General features: G+C 62.9%; 14 protein-coding genes. 3 read left to right on the forward strand and 11 right to left on the reverse strand.

Going from position 1 to position 17,995, the window contains the following annotated elements:
• Positions 1-4 precede the first annotated feature (4 nt).
• From pheT to aceA, 7 genes are all read right to left on the reverse strand, one after another.
• The gene (pheT, locus tag QE494_RS03835; RefSeq protein ID WP_300041578.1) at positions 5-2,425 is read right to left on the reverse strand and encodes a phenylalanine--tRNA ligase subunit beta; all 2,421 of its coding nucleotides are present in this window, start codon (positions 2,423-2,425) and stop codon (positions 5-7) included.
• A gap of 26 nt (positions 2,426-2,451) precedes the next feature.
• Positions 2,452-3,498 carry a phenylalanine--tRNA ligase subunit alpha gene (gene pheS, locus QE494_RS03840; protein ID WP_300041579.1) on the reverse strand — a complete coding sequence of 349 codons (1,047 nt, stop codon included), beginning with the start codon at positions 3,496-3,498 and terminating at the stop codon, positions 2,452-2,454.
• Between the two features lie 194 nt (positions 3,499-3,692).
• A complete protein-coding gene (rplT, locus tag QE494_RS03845; protein WP_300041580.1) occupies positions 3,693-4,052 on the reverse strand; it encodes a 50S ribosomal protein L20 in 360 nt (119 codons plus the stop codon).
• 27 nt (positions 4,053-4,079) lie between these two features.
• Positions 4,080-4,283, reverse strand: a complete 204-nt coding sequence (rpmI, locus tag QE494_RS03850; RefSeq protein WP_300041581.1) for a 50S ribosomal protein L35 — start codon at positions 4,281-4,283, stop codon at positions 4,080-4,082.
• Positions 4,284-4,543: 260 nt separating this feature from the next.
• Complete coding sequence (gene infC, locus QE494_RS03855) at positions 4,544-5,155, reverse strand: translation initiation factor IF-3 (RefSeq protein WP_300041605.1); 612 nt, start codon at positions 5,153-5,155, stop codon at positions 4,544-4,546.
• A 21-nt stretch (positions 5,156-5,176) separates the two neighbouring features.
• Positions 5,177-7,084, reverse strand: coding sequence for a threonine--tRNA ligase (gene thrS, locus QE494_RS03860; protein WP_300041582.1), 1,908 nt, complete (start codon positions 7,082-7,084; stop codon positions 5,177-5,179).
• A 359-nt stretch (positions 7,085-7,443) separates the two neighbouring features.
• Positions 7,444-8,769 carry an isocitrate lyase gene (aceA, locus tag QE494_RS03865; protein WP_300041583.1) on the reverse strand — a complete coding sequence of 442 codons (1,326 nt, stop codon included), beginning with the start codon at positions 8,767-8,769 and terminating at the stop codon, positions 7,444-7,446.
• 368 nt (positions 8,770-9,137) lie between these two features.
• On the opposite strand from aceA, the gene QE494_RS03870 reads away from it, so the two are divergent.
• Together QE494_RS03870 and QE494_RS03875 are read left to right on the forward strand one after the other, a co-directional pair.
• Positions 9,138-10,055 (forward strand): DMT family transporter, encoded by a 918-nt coding sequence (locus QE494_RS03870; protein ID WP_300041606.1) that lies wholly within the window; start codon positions 9,138-9,140, stop codon positions 10,053-10,055.
• A 133-nt stretch (positions 10,056-10,188) separates the two neighbouring features.
• Complete coding sequence (locus tag QE494_RS03875) at positions 10,189-10,599, forward strand: SWIB/MDM2 domain-containing protein (protein WP_300041584.1); 411 nt, start codon at positions 10,189-10,191, stop codon at positions 10,597-10,599.
• Positions 10,600-10,739: 140 nt separating this feature from the next.
• Here the strand turns inward: QE494_RS03875 and QE494_RS03880 are convergent, their stop codons facing one another.
• Entirely contained in the window at positions 10,740-11,969 is a 1,230-nt protein-coding gene (locus QE494_RS03880) for an MFS transporter (RefSeq protein WP_300041585.1), read from the reverse strand.
• Positions 11,970-12,196: 227 nt separating this feature from the next.
• On the opposite strand from QE494_RS03880, the gene QE494_RS03885 reads away from it, so the two are divergent.
• Positions 12,197-13,015, forward strand: a complete 819-nt coding sequence (locus QE494_RS03885) for an SDR family oxidoreductase (protein ID WP_300041586.1) — start codon at positions 12,197-12,199, stop codon at positions 13,013-13,015.
• A gap of 72 nt (positions 13,016-13,087) precedes the next feature.
• Here QE494_RS03885 and clpB read toward each other — a convergent pair whose 3' ends face one another.
• From clpB to QE494_RS03900, 3 genes are all read right to left on the reverse strand, one after another.
• Positions 13,088-15,697: an ATP-dependent chaperone ClpB gene (clpB, locus tag QE494_RS03890; RefSeq protein ID WP_300041587.1), complete on the reverse strand. Its 2,610-nt coding sequence runs from the start codon at positions 15,695-15,697 to the stop codon at positions 13,088-13,090.
• A gap of 93 nt (positions 15,698-15,790) precedes the next feature.
• A complete protein-coding gene (locus QE494_RS03895; RefSeq protein ID WP_300041588.1) occupies positions 15,791-16,780 on the reverse strand; it encodes a tripartite tricarboxylate transporter substrate binding protein in 990 nt (329 codons plus the stop codon).
• A 52-nt stretch (positions 16,781-16,832) separates the two neighbouring features.
• Complete coding sequence (locus tag QE494_RS03900) at positions 16,833-17,909, reverse strand: amidohydrolase family protein (protein WP_300041589.1); 1,077 nt, start codon at positions 17,907-17,909, stop codon at positions 16,833-16,835.
• Positions 17,910-17,995 lie beyond the last annotated feature (86 nt).

Raw genomic sequence — 17,995 nt, forward strand, 5'->3', positions numbered from 1 at the left:
TCGTTCAGCCCCTCAGGCGGCCACCGACCTGTTGTCCGATGGCTTCAACCACCGCACGAACTGCGGCGTCAATTTGTTCGTCGGTCAGTGTGGTGCTCGAATTGCCCAGCGTCAAGCGCAGTGCCAAGCTTTTCTCGCCCGCGGACATGCCCGACACAGGTTGGTGCGGCTTGTACAGGTCAAATAGCGCGACGGTCTGGAGCAGACCGCCCGAATCGGCGCTGCGCGCCGCATCCAGTACCGCATCGAGGGTGACCATATCGCTAACAACCAAGGCGATATCCCGCTCGGCCGGTTGCACCTTGGGTACCGGCTGAAAGGCGGGCACCTGGCGGCTCAGGGCGGCCTCAAGATCGACCTCAAACAGCATGGGAGCACTAGGCAGGTCCCAGGCCTGGCGCCACCGCGGATGAAGCTCGCCCACGACGCCAAACTGTTCTTCCCCAAGGAAGATGCCGGCGCAGCGACCGGGGTGCAGTGCGGGATGAGCAACGGGTCGGTACTGGGCCTTGAGGGGGGACAGCAGGGCCTCAACGTCACCCTTGGCATCAAAGAAGTCCGCCCCACCCTGCCCTTTGCGACCCCATTGCACGCCGTCGACGGGGCCAAAGGCCAGGCCGGCCAGCTTCATCGGCTGGTGTACGCCTCGCACCGTGCTATCGGTAGTCGCCACTGAAGCGCTGCGCATGAAGACTCGACCCATCTCGAACACACGCACCCGATCAGCCTTGCGGTCGAGGTTGTGACGCAGCACCTGCATGAGCGACCCAAGGAGGGAAGAGCGCATCACCGACATCTGACTGGCGATGGGATTGAGGAGCTTGACCGGATCGGTGTTGCCCGCAAGGTCTCGCTCCCAGCCCTCTTCCACAAAGCTGAAGTTGATGGTTTCCTGGTAGCCCAGTGCAGCCATCAGACGACGCACTGCAAATCGGCTACGGTGTGACTCGTCGGCAGGCCGGCCGGTGATCGGCCCGAGAGGTGCACTCGTCGGCAACTTGTCGTAGCCAATGACCCGCACCACTTCCTCGATCAGGTCTTCCTCGATAGCGAGGTCAAAGCGGTGCGGCGGCGGGACCACCGACAGACGGTCGCCGTCGCGCGACACTTCCAGCCCCAGCCGATGCAAAGCGCCGATGCAGTCCTCGGCCGTGAGCGGCATGCCGATGACCCGGGCCGCACGGGAGGCTCGCAAGACCACTGGAGTACGGTCGGGCAAGGCGAGTGTCTGATCGTCCATGGGGCCCGCCTCGCCACCGCAGATCTCGAGCACCAGCTGGGTGATCCGCTCGATATGCTCGACCGTGAGGCTGGGATCCACGCCGCGCTCGTAGCGGTGGCCGGCGTCAGTGGAAAAGTTGAAGCGGCGCGAGCGCCCCTGAATGGACTCAGGCCACCAGAACGCGGCCTCAATGTAGATGTTCCGGGTTTCATCGGACACCGCGGTCGCGTCACCGCCCATGATGCCGGCCAGGGACTCTACTTGGCGATCATCAGCAATCACGCCCACCTTTTCGTCGACCGTGATGGTGTTGCCATTGAGCAGCTTCAGAGTCTCGCCGGCACGTCCCCAACGGACCTGCAGTGCGCCATGGATCTTGTCCAGGTCAAAGATGTGAGTGGGCCGACCTAACTCGAACATCACGTAATTGGAGATGTCCACCAGCGAGGATACGCTGCGCTGGCCACAGCGGGCCAGACGGTCGACCATCCACCGTGGGGTGGTGACCTTTGTGTTCACATGACGAACGATACGGCCGGAGAATCGGCCGCAGAGGTCGCTGGCTTCGATCTTGACCGCCAGGCGGTCGCTGTGCACCGCCTCTACCGGCGGGAAGGCGGGGCTCACCAGTGGCGCACCCGTGAGGGCCGACAGTTCCCGCGCGACACCATAAACCGAAAGCGCATGCGCCAGGTTGGGCGTGAGCTTGAGGGTGAGCAGCGTGTCGTCAAGGCCCAGGACCGCGCGGATATTGGCGCCGATGGGGGTGTCTGCTGGCAGTTCCAGCAAGCCGCCATGGTCATCGGCAATCTGCAGCTCTCGGGCCGAGCACAGCATGCCTTGGCTCTCAACGCCGCGCAGCTTGCCCAGCTTGATCTTGAAGGACTGGCCGTCTTCACCGGGAGGCAACTCAGCGCCTACCAAGGCGCAGGGCACGCGGATACCAGGTCGGGCGTTGGGCGCGCCGCAGACGATACTGAGAAGGGTCCCTTGGCCCACATCCACCTGGCAGACGCGAAGACGGTCTGCATTGGGGTGTTGGGTCGCCTCACGGATCTCGCCCACCACCACGTGGGTGAACGGCGGTGCCACCGGGCGCAGGTCCTCGACTTCGAGGCCGCCCATGGTGAGGGTGTCGGCCAGTTGCTGGGTGGTCAGCGGCGGATTACAGAACTCGCGCAGCCAGGACTCGGGAAATTGCATGGTCGTGTCTTCTTCCTGGGGGCGGGTTAGCGGAACTGGCGCAGGAAGCGGATGTCGCCGTCGAAGAACAATCGCAAATCATTCACGCCGTAACGCAGCATGGTCAGGCGGTCCGGACCCATGCCGAAGGCGAAGCCGATGTACTCCTCCGGATCCAGGCCCATATTGCGAACCACATTGGGGTGCACCTGGCCAGAGCCCGCCACCTCCAGCCAGCGACCCGCCAGGGGCCCCTGCTGGAACTGGATGTCGATTTCGGCGCTGGGTTCGGTAAAAGGAAAGAAGCTGGGCCGGAAGCGCAGCGCTAAATCCTCGCGCTCGAAGAAGGTGCGGCAGAAATTCGTGAACACGACCTTGAGGTCCTTGAAGCTCACATTGCGGCCCAGCCACAGGCCCTCGCACTGATGGAACATGGGCGAGTGGGTCGCATCACTGTCCACCCGGTAGGTACGGCCCGGCGCAATGACCCGAATCTCGGGCATGTCCGGCTTGCCTGCATGCTTCTTGATGTGTGCATGGGCGTAGCGCACCTGCATCGGGCTGGTGTGCGGGCGCAGGTTGTAGGGAATGCCGTCGTCACCATTGATATCGACGTAGAAGGTGTCCTGCATCGACCGCGCCGGGTGATTGGGCGGGTTGTTCAAGGAGGTGAAGCTATGCCAGTCACTCTCGATCTCGGGGCCGTCTGCGACATCGAAACCCATGCCCGCAAAGATCTGTTCAATGCGCTCCATTGTCAAACTGACCGGATGCAACCCACCCGGCTCACGATGCCGCCCGGGCAGTGTCACATCAAGCGACTCGGCCTGTAGCTGAAGCGCAAGCTCCGCATCGGCCAGAGACTGCCGGCGAGCGCCCAAAGCTTCCTCAATGGCTTGCTTGGCCAGGTTGATGGAGGCGCCGCGGGTCTTCTTCTCCTCCACGCTCAGGGCAGCCATGCCCTTCATCAATTCAGTGAGGCGGCCTGACTTGCCGATGTAGCGCGCCTTCGCGTCTTCGAGTTGGGCGGCCGTAGCAGCTTCAACAAAGGCTTGGCGTGCGCTAGCGACGAGGGAATCGAGTTCGTTGCTCATGGGGTCAGTACGGGCAGCAATCAATGGGGCAGTCTGTGGGGCTTGTGGGCTTCGCTCGCCGGGATCTGAAGAGACCGGACGGAGACAAGGTCCGGGCCGCACAAAAAAAGAACAGGGCTAGTGCCACGCAAGCCCTAGCCCTGTCTGGAGGAAGGCGCCCAGAGCCGCCGTGAGCGACGGCTCTGGGCGTGAACTCAAGCAGCCAGCCTGGCCTTGACTTGCTCCACGATCCCGGCAAAAGCTGCCTTGTCGTGCACGGCGATATCGGCCAGAACCTTGCGGTCAATCTCGATACCGGCCTTGCGGATGCCATTGGCGAACTGGCTGTAGGTCAGACCCAATTCACGGGCGGCGGCATTGATACGGGCAATCCACAGTTGGCGGAATACGCGCTTCTTGGTGCGGCGGTCACGGTAGGCGTATTGGCCTGCCTTCATCACCGCCTGTTTGGCGATGCGGAAGACGTTGCCGCGACGACCGCGGAAGCCCTTGGCAAGGGCGAGAACTTTTTTGTGGCGGGCGCGGGCGGTAACGCCGCGTTTTACGCGAGGCATAGATAACTCCTTGTTCGTCCAGTGAGATCAGAGGCCCGCGAACGGGAGCATCTGTGCCATGTGACCCATATTGGTCTCGTGCACGGCCACAGAGCCGCGCAGATGGCGCTTGTTCTTGGTGGTTTTCTTGGTCAGGATGTGGCGCTTGAACGCTTGACCCCGCTTGACGGTTCCACCGGGACGAACGCGAAAACGCTTCTTCGCGCTGCTCTTGGTCTTCATCTTGGGCATGTGACTGCTCCTTCTTTGATTCGTGCTCGTGAGGCGTCCGCGAAACCAACCGCGGCACTTGCTGGCCCCGAGCCACTTGTAGGGCGGTCTAACTCCCAGCTTGCACCGGAGGCCAGATCGCCAACTGCGTCTGCAGCGACCAACCGCAGACGACAGAACCCTTAATTATTGCACAACCCGGCACCTCCCCATCTGGGGACGCCCCTGTAGGAAGGCACTCAACCCCGCCTGCCCCACCGGAGTGGTGGGGCAACCCGTACTCAGGCCCCTTGGCTCTCCGCCGATGGGGAGGCTCCCGCCTCAGCCTTGGCAGGGGCTGCCCCGGGCTTCTTCCGGCCGGGGGCAATCATCATGATCATTTGACGGCCTTCCAACTTGGGGAACTGCTCGACGATGATCAAGTCGGCCAGGTCGTCTCGAATGCGGTTGAGAAGAGCCAGACCCAACTCCTGGTGGGTGATCTCGCGGCCACGGAACCGCAGGGTAATCTTGCACTTGTCTCCGTCGCCGAGAAAACGCCGGATGTTGCGCATCTTGATGTTGTAGTCGCCATCATCGGTACCGGGGCGGAATTTGACTTCCTTGATCTCGATGACCGTCTGCTTGGCCTTGGCCTCGGCCGCCTTCTTCTGCTCCTGATACTTGAACTTGCCGTAGTCCATGAGCCGACAGACCGGTGGAATGGCGGTGGCAGCGATCTCGACCAGATCTACGTCCAATTCGCCGGCCATACGCAGGGCATCTTGGAGATTCACGATGCCAAGTGGCTCATTCTCCGGGCCGGAAAGTCGAACTTCCGGGGCCATGATTTCCCGGTTGAGGCGGTGTTTGCGTTCCTCGCGCTGGCGGCGATCGCGAAATTCAGTAGCGATGGTGAGATCCTTTTGGCTAACTCAACGTTTGGCGGCGATGTCTTCGCGAATACGTTCGACGAAAGATTCAACTGCCATGACTCCAAGGTCCTGGTTACCCCGGGCCCGGACAGCCGCTGCGCTAGCAGCCTTCTCCTTGTCACCCAGGACAAGTATGAAAGGTACCTTTTGCAGCGAATGCTCGCGGATTTTATACGTAATTTTTTCGTTCCTAAGGTCTAACTCAACCCTAAGCCCTTGATTTTGCAACGTTTTCGCCACGTCTCGGGCGTACTCCGCTTGAGAGTCGGTGATGTTCAGCACAACCACTTGTGTGGGCGCCAACCAAGTGGGTAGCGCGCCGGCATGCTGCTCAATAAGAATGCCAATGAAACGCTCAAGACTGCCGACGATGGCGCGATGAAGCATGAGCGGGCGATGACGGGCGCCATCCTCGCCCACAAACTCGGCATCAAGTCGCTCAGGCAGGTTGGGATCGACCTGAATGGTCCCGCACTGCCACTGCCGGCCGAGCGCGTCTTTCAGCGTGTACTCGATTTTGGGTCCGTAAAAAGCCCCCTCACCCGGCAGGTACTCGAACTCGCAACCCGAAGCGCGCAAGCCCTCGGCCAGTGCTTTTTCTGCGCGGTCCCAACTCTCTTCCGTGCCAATGCGCTTTTCAGGCCTTGTGGAGAGCTTGTAGATGATTTCTGAGAAGCCAAAGTCTTTGTAGACCTTTTGCAGCAACGCTGTGAAAGCGGTGACCTCGCCCTGGATCTGGTCCTCAGTACAAAAGATGTGGCCGTCGTCTTGGGTGAACCCGCGTACACGCATGATGCCGTGCAGTCCACCCGAAGGCTCATTGCGATGGCACTGGCCGAACTCGCCGTAACGAAGCGGCAGGTCGCGATAGCTTTTGATGCCTTGCTTGAAAATCAACAGGTGGCCAGGGCAGTTCATCGGCTTGAGCGCGTAATCGCGCTTCTCCGACTCCGTGGTGAACATGTTCTCCCGGTACTTGTCCCAATGACCGGTCTTTTCCCAGAGCGTCTTGTCCAGGATCTGCGGGCCCTTGACCTCGAGGTAGCCGTTGTCGCGGTACACGCGGCGCATGTATTGCTCGACCTCCTGCCAGACGGTCCATCCTTTGGGATGCCAGAACACCACGCCCGGAGCATGGTCGTCAATATGGAAAAGATTCAGCTCGCGCCCCAGCTTGCGGTGGTCGCGCTTTTCTGCCTCTTCCAGCATCGTGAGGTATTGCTGCAGGTCCTCCTTGCTGGCCCAGGCTGTGCCGTAGACACGCTGCAGCATCTCGTTGCGGTGGTCGCCACGCCAATAGGCCCCGGCCACCTTCATCAATTTGAAGTGCTTGAGCTTGCCGGTCGAGGGCACGTGGGGCCCGCGGCACAGGTCCTCGAAGCTGCCCTCGCGGTAGAGCGAAACCTCCTCGTTGGAGGGGATGCTGGCAATGATTTCGGCCTTGTAGTGCTCGCCGATACCCTTGAAGTAGCTCACTGCTTCGTCCCGCGGGAGCACACGGCGCACCACCGGCTCGTCCTTGGCCGACAGCTCAGACATCCGCTTTTCGATCGCAACCAGGTCCTCGGGGGTGAAGGGACGCTTGTAGGAGAAGTCGTAGAAGAAACCGTGCTCAATGACCGGGCCAATGGTCACCTGCGCCTCGCGAAACAGTTCCTTCACGGCATAGGCCAGCAGGTGGGCGGTGGAGTGGCGAATCACCTCCAAGCCGTCGACGTCCTTGGCTGTGACGATGGAAACCGGTGCATCACGCTCGATCACGAAGCTGGTGTCGACCACCTTGCCATCTACCCTGCCGGCAAGGGCCGCCTTGGCCAGACCGGCCCCGATGGAGGCGGCCACATCGGCCACCGTGACCGGGCCGGGATACTGGCGTTGCGAACCGTCGGGAAGCGTGATCTGGATCATGGTGGGGGTGCCTTGGAAATTCTTGGAGGCGCTAGGGGCGATGCAGTCAGGGAGCGCCAGCCCAGAAAAAAGCGCGGATCGTTGCCGCGCTTGATGTGGGCCCATGGGCCTGCAAACGAACGCGACCACACAACCGTCAACTGACGGTCTTTTGCTGCGTAGTTCGCGGTGTCATAACCGAATTGCCTTTCTCGCCCTTGCTGGACTGTGGACCGGGGTTGTTGCCACTCGCGCAATTCTAACCACCGGGTCCGGGCAAGAAGAAGCCACCGGATGCCTGGCGCATGCGGTGGCTTCGGCGAAGGTAGATGCCAAGTGACATGCCCGTTCAGAGCATGCCAATCGGGTCACCGAGTCGATCAGTGGAACTGCTCTTCTTCGGTCGACCCAGACAGGGCCTTGACGGAGGACGAGCCGCCCTGGATCACCGTGGTCACATCGTCGAAGTAACCGGCGCCCACTTCCTGCTGGTGCGACACGAAGGTGTAACCCTGCTCGCGCGCCTTGAACTCGGGCTCCTGCACCATTTCCACATAGTGCTTCATGCCCTCGCCACGGGCGTAGGCATGGGCGAACTTGAAGGAGTTGTACCAGTTGATGTGGATGCCGGCCAGCGTGATGAACTGGTACTTGTAGCCCATCTCAGAGAGCTTCTCCTGGAACGAAGCGATGGCCTTGTCGTCGAGGTTCTTCTTCCAGTTGAAGGACGGGGAGCAGTTGTACGAGAGCAGCTTGCCCGGGCACTTGGCGTGAACCGCCTCGGCGAACTCACGTGCAAAGCCAAGATCGGGTGTGCCGGTCTCGCACCACACCAGATCGGCGTAGGGGGCGTAGGCGACGCCGCGGGAGATCGACTGCTCCATGCCATTTCGAACGCGGTAGAAGCCTTCCTGGGTGCGCTCTCCGGTGATGAAAGGCTTGTCGTTGGCATCGTGGTCAGACGTCAAAAGGTTGGCCGCCTCCGCGTCAGTCCGGGCCAAAACGATGGTGGGCACACCCATCACGTCCGCAGCGAAACGGGCGGAGATGAGTTTTTCCACGGCCTCCTGGGTCGGTACGAGCACCTTGCCGCCCATGTGGCCACACTTTTTCACGGCGGCCAGTTGGTCTTCAAAGTGAACGCCAGCGGCGCCAGCAGCGACCATGTTCTTCATCAGCTCGAAAGCGTTGAGTACGCCACCAAAGCCGGCCTCAGCGTCGGCAACGATGGGCAGGAAGTAGTCGGTGTAATCCTTGTCGCCTGGACCGACGCCACGCGACCACTGGATTTCGTCCGCACGCTTGAAGGTGTTGTTAATGCGGCGAACCATGGTGGGCACCGAGTCGTAGGCGTAGAGAGACTGGTCGGGGTACATGGTCTCGGAGGTGTTGCCGTCCGCAGCGACCTGCCAGCCAGACAGATACACCGCCTCGAGCCCGGCCTTGGCCTGCTGCATGGCCTGACCTGCGGAGATGGCACCAAAGGCATTCACATAGCCCTTGGCGGCGCCGCCATTGACCAAGCTCCACAGTTTTTCAGAACCACGCTTGGCCAGTGTGTAGTCAATCTGAACAGAGCCACGCAGGCGGACCACGTCGGCCGCGCTGTAGCCGCGCTTGACGCCCTTCCAACGGGGGTTCTCGGCCCAGTCCTTTTCCAGTTGGGCGATTTGCTGTTCTCGAGAGAGGTGGCTCCAGTTCGACATGGTGATGCTCCTGATGGATTGAAAAAAGAGAGATGCGCTGGGGATTAATGTAGTCTTGTAGAAGACTGCCGTCAGCTCTTGTGTCTTATAGAAGAGATTATTTTTATCATTTAAAATCAAATAGATATGAGCCTTGTTTCTCAATACGGAATATCAATTCTTATATTGAGAAATTTTGCGGCAGCGCATCATCCCATTATTTCGCTATACAAAATGCGTGTCGGTGGCTGAAACGGCTCCTGAGGCAACCCCCTTCAACACTGGGCAAGGCCGGTGCCCAGCGGCCTTGATGCATGATGAGATCGACATAGCCATAACCCCTCCTCCCCTTGCATCCCTTCCTCGCCTACGGCTCGCTCGCGCTCAGCATGTCCCTCGCGGGCTGCTATGTCGCCTTGGCCAAGCCATTGGTGGCCGTCTTCCCAGTGATGCTGCTGGCGTGGCTACGGTTCGGTATCGGAGCACTTGCCATGGCCAGATGGCTGCGCCCTTCCCCAGGCGACGTCCCGCTCACGCCGCGGCTGCACAGGCTTCTCTTCTTGGGGTCGTTCCTCGGGAACTTCCTATTTTCAGTGTGCATGCTGACCGGTATGGGTCTGACCACTGCGGTGTCGGCGGGCGTGATCATGGCTGCGATCCCGGCCGTGGTCGGCCTCCTAGGGCTACTGTTCCTCAAAGAACGGGTCGATGGGCGTAGCGCGGTCGCGATCGCCTTTGCAGCGTCCGGGATAGCCCTGCTCGCAGGAGCGCGTGACACTGGCGCTGCCACGCCGGGGGGATGGGCAGGCGCCGGAGTTGGCAATCTGCTTGTTTTTGGTGCTGTGCTGTGCGAAGCAGCCTACGCAGTCATCGGAAAGGCGTTGACCGGGTCTTTGACACCACGCCGCATCTCTGCGCTCATCAATCTATGGGGCTTGGCGCTGGTGACCCCTTGGGGCCTGCGGGCCGCCTGGGACTTTGACTTTGGAGCGGTGCCATGGAGTGCGTGGGCGCTCTTGCTGTTCTATGGAATGGCAGCCAGTGTCTGGACGGTCTGGCTATGGATGACCGGCCTACGCGGGGTTCCCGCAGCTCGCGCAGGCGTGTTCACCGTCATGCTCCCCATCTCGACCGCCCTGGTGGGAGTACTCGCCATGGGAGAGTCGCCGGACCCTCTCCAGGGACTGGCGCTCGGGGTGGCTCTGGCGGGTGTGATTCTCGCGACGACACCCGCAAGGCAAGCGGCAGGGCTGGGGGAGAAGGGGCCGCAGACTACCCCCGAGGGAAACCAAGGCCGGCCCCAATGAAAAAAAGCGACATTCCCCAATGAAAAAAGCCTTTTTTCGCTTGGAAACCGGCTTTTTCTCCATTAGCATCCGCGATGCCGGAGCGAACAGATGGTCACTCTGGCTACCAACCAACTTCTAGAAGGAAATCCAAATGGCAACTGCGAAGAAAGCTGCGGCGAAAAAGGCCCCCGCGAAGAAGGCCCCGGCCAAAAAGGTCGCTGCCAAGAAGGCTGCACCGGCCAAGAAGGCCGCACCGGCGAAGAAGGCTGCTCCGGCCAAGAAGCCGGCTGCCAAGAAGGCCCCCGCCAAGAAGCGCACTCCCAACGCCGCGTTCATGAAGCCGCTGACCCCCAGCGCCGCCCTGGCCGCCGTCGTGGGCTCCGCTCCCCTGCCCCGCACCGAGGTTGTCTCGAAGCTGTGGACGTACATCAAGAAGAACAAGCTGCAGGACGCCGCTAATAAGCGCATGGTGAACGCCGACGACAAGCTCAAGGGCATCTTCGGTAAGGCTCAAGTCTCGATGTTCGAGATGGCCGGCCTGATCGGCAAGCACGTCAAGTAAGCCCTCCGCTTCTCGATGTGTGACAAGGGCCGCGAAAGCGGCCCTTTTTCATTCCTGCACGCGCAAGCGCCCCTTTTTTATTGCCGCACGCGCAAGCGGCCCTTTTCATTGCCGCACGCGCAAGCGGCTCGCACTGAGGCTCAGGCCGGCTTCGTGCCTGCAACGCGCCGCACATTCAGTGCAGTGAAGATCAGGGCAGCCTGAGCACACGCCAAAGCGATCCAGACCGCTTCGTAGTGCTTGCCGTCCATGAGGGGGCCATAAAACAGTGGCGCAAGCGCCTGTCCAATGTCCAGGCCCGAATACACCACCCCATAGACGCGGCCCGAAGCATGCGCAGGCGTGGCCCGCTTGATGATCAGGTCACGCGACGGGCCGGCCATCCCCACTGCCATGCCCATGGCGCCAAAGAGCACCGGAACGACCGGTGCAGGCAGAGGCAGCAGCGCCATCGCTAGCGAAATGGTCGCGGCACCCGCAATCGCGAAACCGATGATCCGCTCGCTACGCGAACCGTCGCCCACAAGAAAGCCCCCCACGATGCCGCCGCCAGCGTTGGAGGCCATGTACACCGAGAGGCACAGGGCCGCCCAGGCGACCGGAACTTCGTGGATCTGCCGAGCTGCCTCCGGCGCAAAGGTTTGCACCGCGCTCAGAGCGCAGGCGGACAAGAAAAAGAAGCCCCAGCACATCCAAACCGCGGGAAGCCGCAGAAAGGACAGGCCATTTCCCTCCGTGGCCACTCCCCTGCCAGGGGCCGGGCTGGGCGCAGGGGCCAGGGCGAGCTGCCGCCTCCGCAGCCAGACGAGCAGCCACACGCCCCAGACCAAGAGGGCCGCGGCAGCCAGCGCCACCCGCCAGGAGAAGGCCACCGTCAGGGGCACAAGAATGACCGGGGCGATCGCCCAGCCCATGGCGCCCGAGACGCCGTGGACACTGTAGGCATGCCCCAGCCGCTGCGCGCTCACCTTCCTGTTGATCAGGGTGTAGTCGACCGGGTGAAACACGCCGTTACCAAAGCCAGCAACCACCGCAAAGCAAATCAGCATTGGGTAGCTGGTCGATGCGGCAAAACCCAGCGCCGCAAGCCCCAACATCCCCAGACCCCCCATGAGCACCGGCAGTGGACCGAATCGATCGACTAGAAAGCCAGAGGCCGCCTGGACCCCACAGGAGACGGCGAAAAAAACCGTCATCAAAAAGCCCAGCTCGGTGTAGCCGACCTGAAACGCATCCTTCAGCCAGGGAAACAGGGGGGGCAGCAGCAGCTGGCAGAAATGGCTAACGAGGTGGGCAAGCCCGACCACCCCGATCACACCAGCGTCTTGCCGCAGGGGAACGGCGGGCGCGGAAGTCGATGAAGAACTCATCCGCTGATGCTAACGGGAATTGGGTACCCGGCCGAACGGAGCCAGGTCGCCGCAGGTGCGCCCTTGTCTCCGAGGTGCGCCCCGCCTGCGGGCGAGTCGAATTAGGATTCGACACGGGCGAGACGGGGCCTGACAGAAGGTCGGCCGCCTGTCTGCGAGATGGGTCAACGCGCCCTGCGCGGGTGGCCGAGGCTGCGACAGCCCGATCGATTCAAAGGAGACGACAGATGGACATCACAGGCAAGGTGGCGGTAGTCACCGGAGGCGGTAGCGGCATCGGCGCAGCCCTGGCCCGGCGTCTGGCGCAAGGCGGGGTGCGCGGCGTCGCCGTGGCCGACATCGACCTCGCCCGCGCCCAAGCGGTTGCGGACGACATCAACGCCAGCCTGGGTGACCCAGGTGGCGGCGTTGCGCTGGCCATTGGCTGTGACGTCGGCCGGGAAAGCGACGTCCAGGCGCTGGTGGCCTCGACGAGAGCTCGCTTCGGCCCCATCGACCTCTTCTTTTCCAACGCCGGCATCATCGGTCGCCAAGGAGGCATCGAGCTCGACGACGCGCTGTGGAACCGGATGTGGGACATCCACGTCATGGCCCATGTGTGGGCGGCGCGCGCAGTGGTCCCCGAGATGGTGGCGCGAGGCAGCGGTGGCTTCGTGGTCACGGCCTCGGCAGCGGGCCTCCTTAACATCGTCGAGTCAGCGCCCTATGGGGTGACCAAGCACGCCGCCGTTGGCTTTGCCGAGTGGCTGCGGATCGCCTACGGGCGCCAGGGTGTTCAGGTGGCCTGCCTGTGCCCTCAGGCGGTCGACACCGAGATGACACGCGCTGGCGCGGGATCTGCGGGGCTCAACGGCGTGTTGCCCCCGGAGGACGTGGCTGAGGAGGCCGTTGCTGCACTGCAGGAGGGCCGCTTCCTGGCCCTGCCCCACCCGCAGGTCGCCGAGTACATTCAGGCCAAGGCCTCCGCCTATGACCGCTGGCTCGGGGGCATGCAAAAGCTGTACGCACAGTTCAAATCGGTCTCGGGGCTGGGCGCGTCCGGCTAAAGGCCAGCGGGCAACAACCGACCTTGGCGACTCCCGGCTACCCAGGACGGGTCTTGACGATTTGGCTGCGGCTCAGCCTGCCAGCTCCTTGGCCGCGCCGAAGTGGAAGACACCGGGCTCACGCACCGGGTCAACCTTCACCTCGATTTCGCTCTTGGGCGGGAACTTGCCCTCGAGGATGAGACGCGAGAGCGGGTTCTCGATCCGCTGCTGGATGGCTCGCTTGAGCGGGCGCGCGCCAAACACCGGGTCGAAGCCGACCTTGGCCAACTCCTCCAGCGCCGCATCAGAGACCTTGAGCTGCAGATCCATCCGTGCCAGACGCTGCTGCAACGTCCCCAGCTGGATGCGTCCGATGCGGGCGATATGCTGGGCATCGAGCCCGTGGAACACCACCGTCTCATCGATCCGGTTGAGGAACTCTGGACGGAAGTGGTTCTTCAGCTCGCCCCAGACCGCGTCTTTCACCTCCTCGTAGGGCTTGCCCACCATGGACTGGATCATGTGCGATCCGATATTGCTGGTCATGACGATCACTGCATTCTTGAAGTCCACGGTGCGGCCCTGGCCGTCGGTCAGGCGGCCATCGTCGAGCACCTGCAGGAGCACATTGAAAACATCCGGGTGGGCCTTCTCCACCTCGTCAAGGAGGATCACGCTGTAAGGCTTGCGGCGGACCGCTTCGGTGAGGTAGCCGCCCTCCTCGTAGCCCACATAGCCGGGTGGCGCGCCGATCAAGCGGGCGACCGAGTGCTTTTCCATGAACTCGCTCATGTCGATGCGAATCATTTGCTCTTCGCTGTCGAAGAGAAAATTGGCCAGCGCCATGCACAGCTCGGTCTTGCCGACGCCGGTAGGGCCCAGGAACAGGAAGGAACCGGTCGGCCGGTTGGGGTCTGACAGGCCCGAGCGCGAGCGCCGGATCGCATTGGCCACAGCAGAAATTGCCTCGTCCTGGCCGACCACCCGCTGGTGCAGGCGATCCTCCATGTGCAAGAGCTTCTCGCGCTCACCCTGCATCAGCTTGGACACCGGGATGCCGGTGGCTCGCGCCACCACCTCGGCAATCTCCTCCGCGCCCACCTGGGTGCGCAGCAGCTGCGGCCTGCCGGCGGCGGACTTACCGGTCTCCTGGGCCTGGGCGTCCTTATGGCGCTTCTCCAGCTCGGGCAGACGCCCGTACTGCAACTCGGCGACCTTGTTGAAGTCACCCTTGCGGGTGAGGCCCTCGATCTGCTGGCGCAGGCGGTCAATCTCCTCCTTGATCTGGGCGCTGCCCTGCGCCTGGGCCTTTTCGGACTTCCAGATCTCTTCGAGATCCGCCAGTTCCTTGCGCAGCTTGATGATCTCTTCCTCGATCAGGGAGAGGCGCTTTTTGGAGGACTCGTCGGTCTCCTTGCGAACGGCTTCGCGCTCGATCTGCAGCTGGATCAGGCGGCGGTCGAGCTTGTCCATCACCTCGGGCTTGGAGTCGATCTCGATCTTGATCTTGGACGCCGCTTCATCGATGAGGTCGATGGCCTTGTCCGGCAGGAAGCGGTCGGTGATGTAGCGGTGCGAGAGCTCGGCGGCGGCGACGATGGCCGGGTCGGTGATCTCGACGCCGTGGTGGACCTCGTACTTCTCCTGCAAACCGCGCAGGATGGCGATGGTCGCCTCCACGGTCGGCTCACCCACCAGAATCTTCTGGAAGCGCCGCTCGAGGGCCGCGTCCTTCTCGATGTACTTGCGGTACTCGTTCAAAGTGGTGGCGCCCACGCAGTGCAGCTCGCCACGGGCCAGGGCCGGCTTGAGCATATTGCCGGCGTCCATCGCACCTTCGGCCTTGCCGGCACCCACCATGGTGTGGAGTTCGTCGATGAAGACAATGGTCTGGCCCTCATCCTTGGCCAATTCGCTGAGCACGTTTTTCAGGCGCTCCTCGAACTCGCCCCGGAACTTGGCACCTGCCAGCAAAGCGGCCATGTCCAGGGACAGCACACGCTTGTTCTTGAGGGACTCCGGCACCTCGCCGGCGACGATCCGCTGGGCCAGGCCTTCGACGATGGCCGTTTTGCCCACCCCTGGCTCGCCAATGAGGACGGGGTTGTTCTTGGTGCGCCGCTGCAGCACCTGGATGGCCCGGCGAATCTCGTCGTCGCGGCCGATCACCGGGTCGAGCTTGCCCTGGCGGGCGCGCTCGGTGAGGTCCATGCAGTATTTCTTGAGAGATTCACGCTGACCCTCGGCCTCGGCACTATCGACCTTCTGACCGCCCCGAACTGCTTCGACGGCGGTGGCAAAGGCCTTCCGCGAGAGGCCATTCTCGCGGGCGATGCGGGCCAGGTCGGACTTGGCGTCGGCCAGCGCCAACAAGAACAGCTCGCTGGCGATGAACTGGTCGCCGCGCTTGAGGCCTTCCTTCTCGGCGGCCTGCAGCAGGCCCACCAACTCCCGTCCCACCTGAACCTGCTCCTGCCCCTGGACTTGGGGCCGCTTGTGCATGGCGGCCTCTGCGCTTGCCAGCAGGGCAGGCACGTTCACGCCCGCCCGCTGCAACAGGGCCTGTGGGCCGTCCTCCTGGCGCAGCATGGCCACCAGCAAATGCTCAGGTTCGATGTAGGCGTGGTCGTTCGCCAGCGCGAGCGACTGGGCCTCGGACAGGGCTTCCTGGAACTTGGTCGTGAGTTTGTCGAGTCGCATGGTGGATTCCCTGGGTTGAAGCGCAACTTGGGGCCCATGCGAGGTATTTCAAGGCGGTCCGACGCGGCCCGCCTTGACCAGGATCAAGCCGACTTAATCGGCGGTGATGTTGTTGCGCCGGATCACCTCGCCCCAGCGGGGGTAGTCCCGGGCGGCAATGGCGCCCAGTTCGCTCGGGGTGGACGAGGCTGCGTCCATGCCACCCTTGCCCAGCACCTCGTTGACCTCGGGCTGCTTAAGGATGGCCACCAGTTCGCTATTCAGGCGCGCGGTGACGCCCTGGGGCGCCTTGGCTGGCAGGAAGAAGGCGTACCACAGGTCCACCTCCACGCCCTTGACGCCCAGCTCCTCGAAGGTGGCCACATCGGGCGCCACCGGGTGGCGCTTGGGGCTGCCCACCGCCAGCGCGTTGAGGCGGCCGGCCTTGACCAAGCCGGCGGCAATGTGCACAGGTAGGAAGCCTACGTTGACCTCGCCGGACAGCAGGTCCTGCTGGTAGCCGGCGGTACCGCGGTACGGAACGTGCAGCATGAAGGTGCCGGTGCGCGCCTTGAACAGCTCCATCGCCATGTGGTGCGGCGTGCCCACGCCGGGCGATCCGAAGCTGATGCCGCCCGGCTTCGCCGTCACCGCCTTGATCAGGTTGTCCATGGATTTCAGGCCCGTCTTCGGGTTGGCCACCAGCATCAGCGTGCCCCAGGCCGCCATGGACACGGGCTGGAAATCCTTTTGCGGGTCGAACGGCACGTTCTTGTACATCTGCGACGCCATCAGCATGGTGTTGGCGCCCATGAGGATGGTGTGGCCGTCGGTGGACTTGGCCACCGCGTCGGCCCCGATGTTCCCGCTGGCGCCGGGCTGGTTCACAACCACCACCGGCTGGCCCAGGGCCTGCGACAGGCGCGGCTGCACGGTGCGGGCAATGGTGTCCATGCCGGTGCCGGGGGTGAACGGGACGATGATCCTCACGGACTGGGTGGGCCAGGCCGGGGCCTGGGACCAGGCGGAGGGAGCGGCAATGACGGTGCCGATCGCGGCGCCGATGGCGGCCAGGCTGGCGCGGCGGGTGAAATGATGACGCACGGATGTCTCCTCGGTTCTCGGTGGGCTCTTGGGCTTGCGTGCCTGCCGCGTCTCAGCGGAGCTTGAACACGCGCTCGGCGTTGGTCTGGAAGAACTTCGTCTTGTTCTCCAGCGACAAGTCCATACCGTCGAGGATGTTCACCTCGTCCGGCACGTACTGGTAGGGATAATCCATGGCGTACATCACGCGGTCCATCCCCATGAACCCTTGGGCGAACTTGATCGCGTGCGGCCAGGCCACCCCGCTATTGGTGATGGTGAAGTTCTGGCGCAGGTAGTCGCTGGGGCGCTGGCGTAGCGGCTTGACGCTCTCGTAGCGTTGCGAGCGCACTGTGGCGCCATGCATGTAGTCCAGCCTGTAGGCCCAGTACGGCAGCGCCTCGCCCATGTGCCCCAGGATCATCTGCAGCCTGGGGAAGCGGTCGAACACCCCGGCGGTGATGATGCGTAGCGCGTGAAGACCCGTCTCCACAGCGAAGCCGTAGATGGCCCCGTCCAGCCCCGCCGCGGCGAAGGGCTCGTACATGCCCGGTGGCAAGGAGTTGGGATGCAAGTAGATGGGGGCATCCATGGCCTCGGCGGCGGCGAAGATGTCCCAGAACTTCGGGTCGGACAGGTACTCGCCATTCGTGTGCGAATTGATCACCACCGCATGGATGCCCAACTCGCGCACGCCGCGCTCGATCTCCCTGGCGGCGGCGGCCGGGTCTTGCGGGGCCACCGCCAGCATGCCCGCAAAACGAGTGGGATGGCGGCGGATGGCGTCGGCCAGGAAGTCGTTGGCCGTGCGCGCGAACGAGACTGCGGTGGGCGTGTCCATCACCTGCACGCCGGGCGAGGTCAGCGCCATCACGGCAACGTCGATCCCGGCCTCGTCCATGTGCTGCAGGCGCAGATCGTCCATGTCGACGAGGCAACGCATGATGTGCTGTGCCCGCTCGCTCGGGCTGGTCATGTAGAACCCCATCAGGCCCTTGAAGCCGGCATCGCAGTCGCCGCGCTCGCAGATGCGGCGGTAGATGTCCAGCATCTCCGGCGGCGCGAAGGCCTCCTCAGTGGCAATGCGCTTGTACGGCACCCGGGCGGGTGGTTTCGGGTTGCCGGTCTCCGGCAGCTTCACGTCGATCACTTGTCGTCTCCTCAGAACCCTTGGGATAGGGATTGGCGAGAATCTAATTGATCGCGACTCACATAACAATACGTCGATTCAAGCTA

The sequence above is a fragment of the Ramlibacter sp. genome (genome assembly GCF_029866045.1).
GTDB lineage: Bacteria > Pseudomonadota > Gammaproteobacteria > Burkholderiales > Burkholderiaceae_C > Ramlibacter.